This window comes from Vibrio sp. S11_S32 (genome assembly GCF_014694465.1).
Classification (GTDB): domain Bacteria; phylum Pseudomonadota; class Gammaproteobacteria; order Enterobacterales; family Vibrionaceae; genus Vibrio; species Vibrio algicola.
On sequence record NZ_JAAUWS010000001.1, the window covers coordinates 307,372 to 322,653 of the forward strand.

The window sequence follows — 15,282 nt, forward strand, 5'->3', positions numbered from 1 at the left end:
ATATTGTTATTAGATCACTGTATATAATCAATGATTTAGAAAATAGTTCTGTGCATTTATCCATCAAACCGTTCAACCCTTAACTTTTAGCCGTCTAGATGTATAAATAGCCATTGACTTGTAGCACACAAAACAATAGCATCGACTATAGATTGCAAACACGCTGTACTTTTCCACTGTATTTCGTGCATTATGCAAAAAAAATATATTGTATGGATACAATTTAGGTTGTTAAATGATTGAAATAAAAAAAGTTAACAAAATCTTTTATCAGGGAAGTAAACAAATCATCGCCCTGAAAGACATCGACCTTACCGTTCCCCAAGGTGAGATTTGCGGTGTGATCGGCTCATCGGGTGCTGGAAAAAGCACGCTTATCCGTTGTGTCAACATGCTAGAAGCTCCTACCTCAGGCAATGTAATTGTCGATGGTGTTGATCTTACTCAGCTTTCCAATACTCAATTAAGCCATGCTCGTCGTAATATTGGCATGATTTTCCAACACTTCAATTTGTTGTCATCTCGCACCGTGTTTAATAATATTGCGCTGCCGCTTGAGCTCGCAAAAGTGCCAAGCGCGCAAATTGAAAGCAAAGTATCAGAGCTACTGCAACTGGTTGGTCTGGCCGATAAACGAGATACTTACCCTGCTAATTTAAGTGGCGGACAAAAACAACGTGTGGCGATTGCTCGTGCGTTAGCCTCCGACCCTAAAGTATTATTGTGTGATGAAGCCACCAGCGCGCTTGATCCTGCGACTACAAAATCAATTTTAGAACTGCTTAAAACCATCAATCAAACATTAAACTTAACCATATTGATCATTACTCACGAAATGGATGTGGTAAAAAATATCTGTGACAAAGTGGCGATCATTGGGGGCGGTTTATTGGTTGAACAAGGTTTAGTGAGTGATATTTTTGCCCACCCTAAAACCGAATTGGCACAACAGTTTATCCGCTCTACTCTCGACTTATCAATCCCTGATGATTACCAAGCGCGCTTACAAAAAACGCGGGTAGAAGGGTCGATTCCTTTGGTGCGATTAGAGTTTACGGGCGCGTCAATTGATGCTCCGGTGATCAGCCAAATTTCCCGTAAGTTTGATATCGATGTCAGTATTTTAAATTCAGATATTGATTACGCTGGCGGCGTTCGTTTTGGCTTGATGGTGGCAGAATTCTTTGGCGAAAAAGAGCAAGCTGAACAAGCATTAATTTTCTTAAAAGAACACAATATTAAAGTCGAGGTACTTGGCTATGTTTTATGATCACATCATGGATTGGTATTACGATCATCGCACTTTTCGTCTGATTTGGGCAGCCACTTGGGAAACCCTTTACATGGTCGGCGTGGCTGGCTTGATTGGCTTTATGATTGGCATTCCTATGGGCGTCATTCTACATATCACCAAGAAAGGCGGCTTAACCGAAAATAGACTGGTTAACTTAGTACTTGGCGCAATCGTCAATATTGGTCGCTCTGTACCCTTCTTAGTGTTGATGGTGGCTATTATTCCCTTTACCACACTATTGATTGGTAAATTTATTGGTACCACTGCGGCGATTGTGCCGTTAACCGTTGGCGCGATCCCGTTTATTGCTCGCTTAGTGGAAAGCGCTTTAGTTGAAGTGCCGACCGGATTAATTGAAGCGGCGCAGTCGATGGGCGCACACCCAATGCAAATTATCACCAAAGTATTGCTACCCGAGGCGCTGCCTTCTATTGTCAATACCATCACGATTACTCTTGTGACGCTCGTCAGCTATTCTGCTATGGCAGGGACGGTTGGTGGCGGGGGCTTAGGCGATGTCGCGATGCGTTATGGTTACCAACGTTACCAACCCGATATTATGTTTATTACCGTGGTGTTGTTGGTGATTGTGGTACAAATTATTCAAATGGTGGGCGATAGAGTTGCCGCTCGCGTCGATCACAGGTAATACTCTTCCACTTAACAAGTCATCTTAAGTGGGAAAGAAAACATAAAATTGACACCCAAATAGTTACAACTATAAATACTAAAATTACATGGAGTTAAGTATGAAATTAAAACAGTTTTTTAGCGCAGCCGTGATCAGTTCTTCACTAATTTTTGCTCATACTGCAGCCGCAGCCGACAGCATTAATGTCGGGGTTATCGCAGGTGCAGAAGCGCAAGTAGCAGAGGTTGCCGCACAAGTGGCAAAACAAAAATACGGTTTGGATGTAAAGCTCACCATTTTCTCGGATTATGTGATCCCAAACGCCGCGTTAGATGATGGTTCTATCGACATCAATGCATTCCAACATACGCCATATCTTGATCAACAAATCAAAGATCGCGGCTATAAAATCAAAGCGGTCGGCAATACTTTTGTTTACCCTATCGCGGGCTACTCGAAAAAAATCAAATCACTGGATGAGCTGAAAAAAGGCGACAGCATTGCCATTCCAAACGATCCAACTAACGAAGGTCGTGCCTTATTGCTGCTTCAAGAGCAAGGCTTGATCAAGCTAAGTAAAGAATCAGGTCTACAAGCAACACCGCTTGATATCATCGACAACCCTAAGAAATTGGACTTTGTTGAGCTAGAAGCACCACAACTGCCAAATGCATTACAAGATGTGGCGATTGCGATCATCAACACCACTTACGCTAGCAGCATTAACTTGTCGCCTGAAAAAGACGGCATTTTTGTTGAAGACAAAGAATCTCCATACACCAACTTAATTGTTGCGCGTGAAGATAATGCTGATAACGACAATGTGAAGAACTTTGTCAAAGCCTATCAAACAGAAGAAGTTTATGAAGCGGCTAAAAAGCTGTTTAAAGGTGGCGTTGTAAAAGGTTGGTAATCCGGCTTACTTCATTTTAAAACATTCAAAGGGTAGCTGCGGCTGCCCTTTTTTGATCGCCTTATACTCATTCCAATTCGATTTGCTCAATCATAAAATTATTGCCGTTGCTATTACCTCCATAACTCTCATTTCATGTATTCATAGCTTGAAACAAAAATTTGCTGCAGCACAGATCGAGTTTTTAATGATCGCATCTAGACTTACACCTGTACGCTGATATTATGGCGTACAACTGTACCCTGAAATAATATGGTGATGACAATGGAACAAAAATCTCCCCCACTGATCTGGCTAAATGTGATCATATTTACCACCAGCTTTCTATTGGCCGTAGTGGTCACGCCACTGTATTTTTTGCATCATGATTTACAAGCCGCCCATTGGGTTTGGCTACTTATCACCTTTAGTTTTTGCAACCTTTGCATTACAGCCGGTTATCATCGCTTATGGTCACATCGAACTTATCAAGCCCATTGGTCACTGCGCTTTATCTTCGCGTTCGGCGGTGCCTTTGCCCTACAAAACAGTGCGCTGCATTGGTCCTCTGATCACCGAGTTCACCATCGCCATGTTGATAATAATGACAAAGATCCATACTCTGCCAAGCGCGGCTTTTGGTTCTCGCATATTGGTTGGATGCTGCGTCACTATCAAACGCCTGAAATCTACCATGACTATTCTAATTGCCGTGATTTGCAAAAAGAGAAAATCGTCATGTGGCAGCATAAATACTATGTGCCGTTAGCGTTACTGATGAACTTAGGCGTGCCAATTTTGCTTGGTATTATTTATCACGATGTGATTGGTATGCTGTTAATGGTTGGCGCTGTTCGTTTGGTGCTCAATCACCACACCACCTTCTTTATTAATTCATTAGCGCATATTTGGGGTAGCCAACCTTATACCAATAAGAATACTGCCCGCGATAACGGCATATTGGCGGTGCTGACTTTTGGTGAGGGTTATCATAACTTCCATCATATTTTTGAAAATGATTACCGCAATGGCATTTACTGGTGGCAATACGATCCCACTAAGTGGTTAATTAAAACCTGTCATTGGATGAAACTGGCCGATAAACTGCGTGTCACTCCAGCAGAAAAAATCGAAAAATCTCGCGCATTACAGTTATTAAATGACACCAAGAAAAAGATCCTGCACCTGCCCGATCACACCCTTATTGCGGAACGCATGCACACTGAATACGATGCGTTGATCCTGCAAATGTCGGAATATTATGGGCTCAAAAAGCAATTGATCACGGATAGAAAAGAACGCTTAATGGAGCAATATGAGCACGCGGTTTTAAAGGTGCGCTTTGAACAAATGCAACAACACTTCAAACAACAACAACTGCAATGGCAACTGTTAATGAAGCAATATGCTTAAACCAGAATAGCTGTAATATGTTTTAAGCTGTAATATGTTTTAAGCTTTAATCTGTTTAGAGCTGACACTATCAAAAACGCCCAAGCATCAACTGCTTGGGCGTTTTGTTTTCTCTTACTCTACCAACTCAAATTATGGAGTGTAATAGGTTGCAGCGCCGGGTCCTACAGGGAAACCGAGGACGAATACCCAGATGTAGAACAAGATACTCCAACCGACCAAGAAGCAGAGTGTGTATGGCAACATGGTGGCGATTAAGGTACCGATCCCTAGATTCTTAACGTATCGACTGGCGACCGCTAAAATCAAACCAAAGTAGCTCATCATTGGGGTGATCAAGTTAGTCACTGAATCACCAATACGGTAAGCCGCTTGAATGGTTTCAGGGGCATAACCCACTAGCATTAACATTGGGATAAAGATAGGTGCGGTGACCGCCCATTGCGCCGATGCTGAGCCAATCATCAAGTTAATAAAGCCACACATAAAAATGAAAGCAAAGAACAGTGCTGGGCCGGTTAAACCGATGTTTTGTAGGAAGTCCGCGCCGCCGACAGCAAAGACTTGGCCAAAGTTAGTCCATTTAAAGAACGCCACAAATTGCGCGGCAAAGAAGACTAATACAATGTACATACCCATCGATGACATCGATTTTGACATCGCATTAATCACATCACGGTCATTTTTCATGGTGCCGACTATCTTGCCGTACACAAAGCCCGGAATAGCAAAGAACACAAAGATAAAGGCCACAATACTCTTTAAGAATGGTGAGCCGGCAACCGTGCCCGTTTCTGGATTTCGTAACACGCCATTTTCAGGCACTATCGTTAATGCCAGTACCGCACACACCACTAATGTTGCCAAACCCGCCATCTTAAGAGCTTTTTTCTCAACAGGGGTTAATGCGCCCATTTTATCTTGCGAGAGATCTTCTGCAGCTTGTTCTGGGTTATACACCCCCAATTTCGGCTCAACAATTTTCTCGGTCACAAATGCACCAACAATCGAAATGAAGAAAGTCGAGACAAACATGAAATACCAGTTAACTTCAGGGCCAACGGTATAATTTGGATCAATCATTTGCGCAGCGGTTTCGGTAATGCCCGACAACAAAGGATCAACCGTACCAATCAATAGGTTGGCAGAATAACCGCCGGATACACCCGCGAAAGCAGCCGCAAGACCGGCCAATGGATGGCGACCTAAAGAGTGGAACAACATCGCTGCCAATGGAATTAACACCACATAACCAAGCTCTGAGGCTGTATTTGAAATAATACCGGCGAAGATCACGGTAAAGGTAACCATGCGTTTTGACGCGCCCATCACCATGCCGCGCATTGCCGCAGACAACATACCCGAATGCTCAGCAATCGAGACCCCGAGCATCGCAACCAATACGGTTCCAAGCGGTGCAAATCCGGTGAAATTTTTGACTAAATTAGTCACGATCAGCTGTAAGCCTTCGGCATTAAATAAGCTCACTACATGAATAATACCGTCAGCAGAACGACCCGCTGCGCCTTCTGGGCGAGGATCGACAACTGAAACACCAAAGTAGCCGGCAATGCCAGACGCGACTAAAATTGCCACACAAAAAATTGCAAATAAAGTGATTGGGTGTGGCAATAAATTTCCGAGGTATTCAACCGAATCTAAAAATCGAGTAAACAGCTTTCTTTTTTGTTCGGGTTGTTTGTTTGAAATGGATGTAGTCATTTGCCCTCCTAGTCAATGACCGCAATTTGGCCCCCCCTTATGACAAGGGAATACCGCACTGCAAAACAGATGACCGAAGATTACTCGACTATTAAAGCTATACAAAAGGTGAATATGTTAACTAATATTACAAAGTCAGCACAATAAACCATCACTTCACCACAATAACCACATAAAATTACTAGTAATTAGATAGATAGCAGCAACTAATATGATGATTAAGCTATTTCATTAAAAAATGGCACAATTGATAACTTCGATCTAAATCACAAGCCAAAGTGGTAAAAAAGCACATTTGTTCATTCAAACTAAACCCATTTTTAAAATAAAAATCTGCGTAAAATAGAGAGCTATGCTATTTTCATGCTTATCTTTTCCATCATAAACACCGACTATTATGCCTTATACCATCGAGCCTATTGGCCTTGTTCAAAGCCCTTATAAAGAAAAATTCGCCGTACCAAGGCAACCTAGACTGGCCCCAAACGCTCGCGCCAGAATTCAATTGCTCGGCGCGGCCAATAGCCCAGAAGCGGTACGCGGCATAGAGCAATTTAGTCATGTATGGTTGTTGTTTTTATTTGACCAAAATCTCGCCGCAGGATGGAAACCGACTGTGCGCCCTCCTCGCTTAGGCGGCAATGAGCGTATTGGAGTATTTGCCTCACGCGCCACTTTTCGCCCTAATGGTATTGGTATGTCGGCGGTAGAATTAAAAGGCGTGACGCAAGAGGGCAATCAAACTTGGCTAGAATTGGGGAGCGTGGATTTAGTCAATAACACCCCTATCATTGATATAAAACCCTATATCCCCTACTCCGATTCTTTGCCAAATGCTCAAGGCGGCTTTGCGGAAAAAGAGCCGGAGGTACTGAGGGTGATTTTTTCCGAAAATGCTCAACTGACATTGCAAAGACATCCTGACTATCGAAATATTCAAGCGGTGATAGAACAAGTCTTAGGGCAAGATCCTCGTCCAGCCTATAAGAAAAATAAACCCGATAATAAAGAATACGCGGTGCATCTGTTCGATTGGAACGTCAAATTTCAAGTTGAAAGCGACTTATCAGCACCAATTGACGCAATAAATCGCAATTTCATTCGAGTAACCAGCATACAAGCCTTTTGAGAACGCGCTCGGGCTGATATTATACGGGGCTAATTTGCCGCTTGGATCATTCCATGTGAGCAACGCACATCACTCAATAACTTAAGCGGGTAACATAATGCGCACCAGCAAATACCTTGTTTCAACTTTAAAAGAAACCCCAAACGATGCCGAAGTCATTAGCCATCAGTTAATGCTACGAGCAGGTATGATCCGTAAACTGGCTTCAGGTCTATACACTTGGCTTCCAACAGGTCTGCGTGTTTTGCGTAAAGTTGAAAACATTGTTCGTCAAGAAATCGACAATGCCGGTGCAGTAGAAACTTTAATGCCCGTTGTTCAGCCGTTTGAGTTATGGGAAGAAACCGGTCGCTCTGAAAAAATGGGCCCTGAGTTGCTTCGCTTTACCGATCGTCATTCTCGCCCATTTGTACTCAGCCCAACCGCCGAAGAAGTGATCACCAGCCTAGTGCGCGGTGAAGTTAATTCTTACAAGCAACTGCCGCTGAACTTATACCAAATTCAAACTAAATTCCGTGACGAACGCCGTCCTCGCTTTGGCGTTATGCGTGCTCGCGAATTTTGCATGATGGATGCGTACAGCTTTGACATCGATAAAGACGGTCTACAAAAATCTTATGACGATATGCATGACGCTTACTGCCGCGCATTTGATCGCATGGGCTTAGATTACCGTCCAGTGCTTGCCGATAGCGGCGCAATTGGTGGTAATGGCTCGCAAGAGTTCCACGTATTAGCTGAAAGCGGCGAAGATTTGATCGTATTCTCAACCGAGTCTGATTATGCTGCCAACATCGAAAAAGCCGAAGCTTTAGCTCCAACAGCAGAACGCGCTGCGCCAACCCAAGAAATGATCTTAGTTGACACGCCAAATGCCAAAACCATTGCAGAATTGGTCGAGCAACACGGTCTGCCAATCGAAAAAACGGTTAAAACATTATTTGTTCAAGCATCGGATGAAATCGATTCTCCAATCGTAGCCTTGATCATTCGTGGTGATCACGATCTCAACGAAATCAAAGCCGAAAACCTTCCACAAGTTGCCGCTCCTCTTGAAATGGCAACCGAAGAGCAAATGCAACAATTGGTCGGTGCAGGCGCAGGTTCTCTTGGACCTGTCGGCCTTGAAGTGCCTTTCATTGTTGACCGTACCGTTGCAGTAATGAGTGACTTTGGCGCAGGCGCTAACGTTGACGGCAAACACTACTTCGGCATTAACTGGGGTCGTGATGTAGAGCTGGCTCAAGTAGAAGATTTACGCAATGTAGTTGAAGGCGATCCAAGCCCATGTGGCCAGGGCACCTTAATGCTAAAACGCGGTATCGAAGTCGGTCATATTTTCCAGTTGGGTAAAAACTACTCTGAGAAAATGAACTGTGGCGTGCTTGGTCCTGACGGTAAAAATGTCATTCTTGAAATGGGCTGTTACGGTATCGGAGTTTCTCGTGTTGTGGCTTCTGCCATTGAACAAAATCACGATGATGCCGGCATTATTTGGCCAGACGCACTAGCACCATTTAAAGTGGCGATTGTGCCAATGAACATGCAAAAATCACCACGCGTGAAAGAAGCAGCAGAAAAACTGTACGCAGACTTAACCGCAATGGGAATTGAAGTGTTGTTTGATGACCGTAAAGAGCGCCCAGGTGTGATGTTTAAAGATATCGAACTTATCGGCATTCCACACACCGTTGTGATCGGTGATCGCAGTATGGATGAAGGCAACTTTGAATATAAAAATCGTCGTGAAGGCGTTAAAGAAGCCATCGCGATCGACAGTATTATTGAGCATCTCCAGTCTCAATTTAGCTAAAGTTAAGCGATTAATTAACTGAAATAAAAGAGGCAGTGATTGCAGAATCGCTGCCTTTTTTGTATTTCGCTTATTTTTGACGTATTGCTTATACCAATTCCATTTAATATTTGATCAATTTGAATACGCCGAAAAGACGCTGATCCGCCCTTGGTCGCTTGAGAAAAAGCCATCCTGAAGAGTATGGAACCATAGCGGTTTATTTGAATATTGATTGTGTGGTGAGTTCATCACACAGCCTTCGGTGACCAACCTTTTTTCAACAGCCAAAAAAGGTGGCAAAAAGGCCGCTGCTAGAACTCCGTCACAATACAGCGAATACACACCTTTACTCAGTCGACTCTGCGCCAAAGAAGAGTTTCGTGATCAGTTTATTATCTATGGTCTCGCCTTTTAAGGTTCTGACCAATAGCTCGCTACCGAGTAGTTGTAATGAGAACACCACATCTGGCTTTACTCGTCGAATTTGAGGGATATGCTTACTTGAGTTCACTAAGGCAATGGTTTTGGTATCACTGTCACCCACTTCTTTGGCAGCTAATACAATAAAGGCATTTTCGGCATCTTCATTACGAAGCGCGAGAATATATTTCGCTTTTGACGCACCCGCTTCGACTAACACATCGGCCGAACTAGGATCGCCAAAAACAATATCCGCATCGGCGGGATATTCATGCTCTGCGCCAACGGGCGCTACTACCGTAACTGCATCGCCACGTTCAACTAACCCGGCATACACACTGTGCGCAGTGGGTGACACTCCGACAATAATAAAATGATTTTTTCTCATCACGTTCGATATCCTACCTTTTACAATTTTTTTAAGATTACCACCGATCACCGGCCCAATAATGGCACTAATCGAAGTCGCGAAAACGGTGATGCCCATGACGATAATCGAGGCGGTGAACAATCTCGCCGTTGACGTCACAGGGTATAAATCGCCATAACCCACCGTTGACATACTTACAATCGAGAAATAAAACGCGGTTGGCATATCGACAATGGGGGCGCTAAATTGATCGCCTAAATATAAACTACCAAATACCGCATACAGCATTAATGCACCGGTACTGGTTAAAGCAAATAAACTACCTGCGGCAATACTCGAACTATCAAAACTCTTCCAATACATCAGCAGCAACAAGGTGACAACCAATGTATATGAAAGTAATAATAAGCCTGGTGCCGAAGATAAAAAACTGATCGCGGCCACCACTAACAACAAGATCAGCGAGAATGCCCAAGCTAAACGCGCCTGTAAAGCGAGGCCGATTGACATAATAATCAAGCCTGCGCCAAGCAGTAATCTTGGCAATTCAGCTAAGCCAATATCATTAATCAAGTCTAACCAATCTAACGACCAATTTAATACGCTTGGTAACATTTCCAATGTATGTTGAACGACGGGCTTAATAAACCAATAACCGTTAATCGCCACCAAAATAGCGAGTATCCACGATGGTTTACAGATATCTAATAACTTGTGTTTGAGTATCTTCAAAATCAGCCTTAATATCATTTAATAAAGGAGTCATGCATGGTTCTTGCTTGAAACTTGTGTGACTTTAGGTTTCACGACATTCCCTCTTATCACATCAATGTGTAATAATGAGGCATATTTTAAAATAGGTAGACCGTAATAATGAAAATCTACGATTGTTGTGAGTTAATTCGCGAACTTTACGCTCAAATTGGCAGTGGTGATCAAGGCTATATTCCTCAAGCCATCACTTGCGCTTTAAAAACCTTTAATGACATCGCTGCTGATGAATCGCTACCAAAAGAAACCCGTGAGCGCGCCGCTTTTGCTGCTGCTAATCTTTTGATTTCAGATTTTAAAGATTAACCAATTGATAGAATAAGGAACGATGCTATGGATTTAACCAACTTTGAAAAAATGGATCCAATCATGTTGATGAGCATCGTCAATATGAAGATCCGTGACGAGTTTGGCGATTTAGAAAATCTGGTCAAATTCTTCGATATCGGCCAAGCGAAATTGATTGAAAAACTCAGCTCTGCTGGCTTTGATTACTTACCAGAAGTGAAGCAGTTCCGCTAAACCCCATCTATTTTATCCCCCGTCAGAGCACATATTTGACAGTTAAATTCTGGCGGGTGTTTCTTAAAACGGGTTCACATAAAGAATAATACTCCCGCCGCGTAAAGCACTGCCGTAATTAATATTGGCCCCTATTCCTACTGTTTCAATCCAGCCATCTTTACCAAATAAATCCGATAACAAAACCCCAAAACTGGCTTCATAATAACTATTGGTTTCTAAGATTTGGGTAGCATCACCGCCAATATCAATACGCTTGATACTCGAATACAGTGACGGTGTGTATGTAAAACTGTGGGATAAATCATATTGAAACTTCACTCCATTACTGATCCGCCAACCTTCAGGATTTCCAAGGTAACCATCATTTGCTTGCCCCCAGTTCTTGCCATAAAAATAATGCCATTGAGAGGAAAAGCCCCACTTACCCCAAGCTTGATGTTGTTCATAATCTAACTCAATCTGAGGCTCTATGATCGTTGACCAAGCCGAACTGTTGGTAATCGCATCATCTAAGAAAGGTTTCAATATTTGTGATTCTTGCGAGTTAAAATTATAACTATTATTGGCATACATGAGATAGCTACCAAAACCATAACCTAGCGCCCAGTTACTGGTCAGTCTGTACTTCAACAAATAGTTAAAAAAACCGCTATACACTTCCTGTTTAAAGTTATCCATTGGGGTGTCGTCAGCGAGTTGCAAGTCTTGCGATATGGAAAGGTAACCGAGCCTAAATTGCAGATTATGTTGGAACGGACTATCCGGCTCGCTCAAATTAAAGTGCAAAGGCAAGGTAAAGACGGCGATGTTTTTACGATTTTGTACCGTATCCTCGTTACCAAAATTGTCGTTATCGGTATGAAACACCGAACTGGGATCAAAGCTTTGGATACCCAACGAAATGAGATCGTTATCCGACAACACCACCGTAGAGGCAAATAATTGCTCATAATAGGCTTGACCAGCCTTCCTTAGCTCTGATTGAGCATACAGCTGACTACTCATCATAAGGCTAGTAATGCCGATTACTGGTAAAATCCTTTTCACGCAATAACCTCCCTGAACACATGAAGTTTATATTAGAACACACTATTTAATTAACACCTGAAACCTTTTGTTAACGTTTGAGCAGTGTCAAACTCTGCTATACCTAAGCACTATTTCAATCAATTGACGTTGCCGTTTATTAAGCGCAACGCCAATCCCCCTTTCAACCACCTCGGTTTATCTATTTTTTGGTTATAAATCCGGCCATAATTCTACCCGATCTTTTGGCGCTCGATACATGCCATCACCCGGTTTAGTTTGATACGCCTTTTGAAACGCTGACATATTCATTAGTGTGCTATTGACTCGATAGATGCCTGGTGGATAAGGATCAGAACTGATGATCCGCACTAAGATATCTTCACGATATTTTGAACGCCAAGTTTTTGCCAATTGAATGAAAAACGTTTGGTAGGCTTGCTGTTTTTCTTTATCTCTGCCTTGCACTTCTTTTTCAAAAGCTTTAAAGCCTTAAAAAATTAAAATGAATAACTCACGCCAGTGCTCACAAGCGCATTAGAACTATCATAAAAGTCGATATTTGAATCTCCAACGATGTAGCCCACCGCAGCACCGACCCCAACGCCTTTCCAACCAAATAGGTTTTTATAAACGTAAGTCGCGATCACGCCATATTTGTTATCAGATTGAGTGTTCTCAAATACAGGGTTGCTTTCATCAAAATCAATATGGTGATACCGAATATTTAGGACTAAATTGGAACTGTGCAGCACCTTAATAAAGGATAAGTCACCACCATAGCTATTTGATGCCATTGCCGCGCCATCGGCATCTAAACGCTTATAAGATAAAGCGCTCCGTAGATAAAAACTTTGGGTGATAGGATTCACATGAGATAACTGAGCAAAATACACATTACCTTCACGTTGCAATAACGCTCTTTCTTGATCGGTGTAATTAGCTCCTGAAGCACTTTGTTCATCTTTAATCACTTGTTTGCCCGCAGCCAATTCAATCGAAAATTGTGACGCCATGATATTTTCGTATTTAAAACGTAAGCCACGAACAACCGCTTTGGTTTTATCCCGATTTTCACCGACTAAATAAGGGTCTTCCCAAGTATCACTTGTCAATAACCCTGGAACGATACCTAAACTAAAGGTGCCTGCCTGTTTAACATATTGTTTATACCCCAGCTCAAAATGCACTCGACCGATGGCCAAATCCGATTGGTCGGTACCGATGTAGAACTGTTGCTCGCCACTGTCTAAGGTGTATTGCAAAATGCCGGTACTGATCGGTAAGAAGAAGGCTTTATTCTTTTTTTCGGCTTTATCATCCAAAGAGTTGATTTTTTTATCGCCAGAATCCGCTTGATCTTGAGTTTGTACTCCACCAAACATCGCCATAATGGTGCCAGAAAAGCCGGGTTGCCACTTATTAGGTTTCACTTCCTCGGCCGCCACATTGGCAGAGAGTAAACTGGTTATAATGACCATCAATGGGATAATTGCATTCATAAATATTCTCATTAGAGTAATTAGGATATTGATTGATATACTTATCCATCAATATTGGCACTAAACGCCAATTTATTCACCCAACCAATACCATTGTTATCAATATAAATCGGAGATAACTCAAGCTTTGTGAGTTAAAGCATACTTTAACTTAAAATAAAAACAACGTCCAATTGCTTGGAGAGGTGAACTCTCCGCCTATAATTCTCTGAACCGATTGGAGATAAATTAACTCAGATGAATAAAGATCAGTAATTGATCTTATCCACTTCTCACTCAGTGCTTTTGATTCTGAGTTAGAAACTAAAATGCCAGCTTATGATTATCGATTTCACGATCGTCATAGCTGGCATTTTTATTCTTCAGATTAGAACTATTGGTTACTCAACAAACACCGAGTAATTTTTAAGCTGAGGCACTTGTTGATGTAAGGTTTTCTCTTCGCTTACGAGATCATGTAAATTACCACAATAAGCATTGGCTTCTTTTTGCAACTGTTGTGATTGAGATTGAAGACGGGTTTCGATCTGCTTTTTCATATCTGTCATTTGGGTTTGCAATTCGGTCAAATTCACACTGCCATCGGTTTTCATTTTTTCCGATAACACCGCAAAGGCACTAGAGAAAAACTCACCATTAAACTTTTGCATTGCAGCGGCCGACTCTTGCTTCCAATTGGATAGCGCATCCTTAACCGCATCTTTTTTGATCACCCACTCGCCATTATTGTAATAACGAGATTCGATATCCGCATAATAGCCATCAACGGCGGTTTTAACGTTATCAAATGCTTTGCTGTTATTAAAGCTAGCGCTAATATCATCAATCACTTGATTGGCAAGTGTCATGCCATCATCACCAATTTTTTTAGCTTTCGGGATATACTCGCTCACTTTCTCACGATAGGCCTTGACCGCATTTTCTTGGGTTTGGTTAAGGGTGATTTTTTTGCCATTAATGAATAAATCATTATTTTGGTCAATCACAACCTTTGGCTTACCTTGCTGATAAACCGAAACTTGTTCGTTTTTGAGGTGTAATTCATTGTCGATATTGATATCACAACGTGGCACTTGCGCCATCGCGGAGACAGAAGTAAGGGTTAACGCTACCGAGAGTAAAGTCCGTTTCATAAAATAAAGCCTCATTAGAGATGAGTAAAAAAACATTGGAATAAAATACTAGCAAGATTTAATCCACTTAAGCCAGAATTCAGGAGTCAGTGAAAGGTTAACTTACCAATAACTTCAACCTTAACATTTATCGAATCAATAAATAGACATTACTTCGTAACATTTAATTCGGCCGGCAATGTCTACCACCACTTCATCATCTCGCATTTTTTTATTTAATGCTTTACCTAATGGCGACTCTGGCGTCACTAATGAAATGCTATGGTCTGAAAACGACACATTCAGACCACCCGCTACAGGGCTTAAGAAAAACCATTTATTGCTATTATCATTGTCATCAAACAGCTCAATTAAAGCGCCAATAGACACCGCATCTTCAACCGACCAATCTTTGACGGGGAGTGCTTTAAAGCTGTGAAGTTCACGCAAACATTGCTGCAAGCGCTGACCTTGCCCATGCGCTAAATACGATGCCTCTAAACTTAAGGTATCGTATTTATGCTGCGGCACATTCTCTTTGTCGGTCGCGGTATCAATCGCAGTTTTTGTCGCGGCTAAAGAACTGGCGTACACCGCTTCTAGTTTTTGAATGATGACCTGATGCAACATGGATTTATCGACGCTTTTCTTGTCTATCAATGTCTAACCTATTTTAATGA

At 42.2% G+C, this 15,282-nt stretch carries 15 protein-coding genes; 8 read left to right on the top strand and 7 right to left on the bottom strand.

Annotated elements, in window-relative coordinates:
• Positions 1-235 precede the first annotated feature (235 nt).
• The 4 genes from metN to HC723_RS01445 all read left to right on the top strand — a co-directional run bounded on the left by metN (position 236) and on the right by HC723_RS01445 (position 4,230).
• Complete coding sequence (metN, locus tag HC723_RS01430) at positions 236-1,270, top strand: methionine ABC transporter ATP-binding protein MetN (RefSeq protein WP_190337945.1); 1,035 nt, start codon at positions 236-238, stop codon at positions 1,268-1,270.
• Complete coding sequence (locus HC723_RS01435; protein ID WP_190337946.1) at positions 1,260-1,943, top strand: methionine ABC transporter permease; 684 nt, start codon at positions 1,260-1,262, stop codon at positions 1,941-1,943. The genes metN and HC723_RS01435 overlap by 11 nt, the downstream gene beginning before the upstream one ends.
• An 88-nt stretch (positions 1,944-2,031) precedes the next feature.
• A complete protein-coding gene (gene metQ / locus HC723_RS01440) occupies positions 2,032-2,838 on the top strand; it encodes a methionine ABC transporter substrate-binding lipoprotein MetQ (RefSeq protein WP_178306436.1) in 807 nt (268 codons plus the stop codon).
• Between the two features lie 264 nt (positions 2,839-3,102).
• Positions 3,103-4,230 carry an acyl-CoA desaturase gene (locus tag HC723_RS01445; RefSeq protein WP_153446350.1) on the top strand — a complete coding sequence of 376 codons (1,128 nt, stop codon included), beginning with the start codon at positions 3,103-3,105 and terminating at the stop codon, positions 4,228-4,230.
• 132 nt (positions 4,231-4,362) lie between these two features.
• On the opposite strand, the gene HC723_RS01450 is transcribed toward HC723_RS01445, so the two are convergent.
• Positions 4,363-5,952, bottom strand: coding sequence for an AbgT family transporter (locus HC723_RS01450; RefSeq protein WP_153446348.1), 1,590 nt, complete (start codon positions 5,950-5,952; stop codon positions 4,363-4,365).
• Between the two features lie 397 nt (positions 5,953-6,349).
• Here HC723_RS01450 and tsaA point away from each other — a divergent pair, with 397 nt between their 5' ends.
• Together tsaA and HC723_RS01460 are read left to right on the top strand one after the other, a co-directional pair.
• The gene (tsaA, locus tag HC723_RS01455; RefSeq protein WP_153446347.1) at positions 6,350-7,081 is read left to right on the top strand and encodes a tRNA (N6-threonylcarbamoyladenosine(37)-N6)-methyltransferase TrmO; all 732 of its coding nucleotides are present in this window, start codon (positions 6,350-6,352) and stop codon (positions 7,079-7,081) included.
• A gap of 97 nt (positions 7,082-7,178) precedes the next feature.
• Complete coding sequence (locus HC723_RS01460) at positions 7,179-8,894, top strand: proline--tRNA ligase (RefSeq protein ID WP_153446345.1); 1,716 nt, start codon at positions 7,179-7,181, stop codon at positions 8,892-8,894.
• A gap of 328 nt (positions 8,895-9,222) precedes the next feature.
• Here HC723_RS01460 and kch read toward each other — a convergent pair whose 3' ends face one another.
• Complete coding sequence (gene kch, locus HC723_RS01465) at positions 9,223-10,398, bottom strand: voltage-gated potassium channel protein (RefSeq protein WP_203218745.1); 1,176 nt, start codon at positions 10,396-10,398, stop codon at positions 9,223-9,225.
• Positions 10,399-10,539: 141 nt separating this feature from the next.
• Between kch and HC723_RS01470 the strand changes: the two genes are divergently transcribed.
• Positions 10,540-10,743, top strand: coding sequence for a YaeP family protein (locus HC723_RS01470; RefSeq protein ID WP_190337947.1), 204 nt, complete (start codon positions 10,540-10,542; stop codon positions 10,741-10,743).
• 27 nt (positions 10,744-10,770) lie between these two features.
• Positions 10,771-10,959 (top strand): DUF4250 domain-containing protein, encoded by a 189-nt coding sequence (locus HC723_RS01475; RefSeq protein ID WP_190337948.1) that lies wholly within the window; start codon positions 10,771-10,773, stop codon positions 10,957-10,959.
• A gap of 63 nt (positions 10,960-11,022) precedes the next feature.
• Here HC723_RS01475 and HC723_RS01480 read toward each other — a convergent pair whose 3' ends face one another.
• The 5 genes from HC723_RS01480 to HC723_RS01500 form a co-directional block, all read right to left on the bottom strand.
• Positions 11,023-12,009, bottom strand: coding sequence for a Solitary outer membrane autotransporter beta-barrel domain (locus HC723_RS01480; RefSeq protein ID WP_153446339.1), 987 nt, complete (start codon positions 12,007-12,009; stop codon positions 11,023-11,025).
• Positions 12,010-12,201: 192 nt separating this feature from the next.
• Entirely contained in the window at positions 12,202-12,456 is a 255-nt protein-coding gene (locus HC723_RS01485) for a M13-type metalloendopeptidase (RefSeq protein ID WP_190337949.1), read from the bottom strand.
• Between the two features lie 32 nt (positions 12,457-12,488).
• Positions 12,489-13,490 (bottom strand): DUF2860 family protein, encoded by a 1,002-nt coding sequence (locus tag HC723_RS01490; RefSeq protein ID WP_190337950.1) that lies wholly within the window; start codon positions 13,488-13,490, stop codon positions 12,489-12,491.
• A gap of 380 nt (positions 13,491-13,870) precedes the next feature.
• Complete coding sequence (locus HC723_RS01495; protein ID WP_238925380.1) at positions 13,871-14,623, bottom strand: DUF2884 family protein; 753 nt, start codon at positions 14,621-14,623, stop codon at positions 13,871-13,873.
• A gap of 135 nt (positions 14,624-14,758) precedes the next feature.
• Positions 14,759-15,262, bottom strand: a complete 504-nt coding sequence (locus tag HC723_RS01500; RefSeq protein WP_190337951.1) for a GreA/GreB family elongation factor — start codon at positions 15,260-15,262, stop codon at positions 14,759-14,761.
• Positions 15,263-15,282 lie beyond the last annotated feature (20 nt).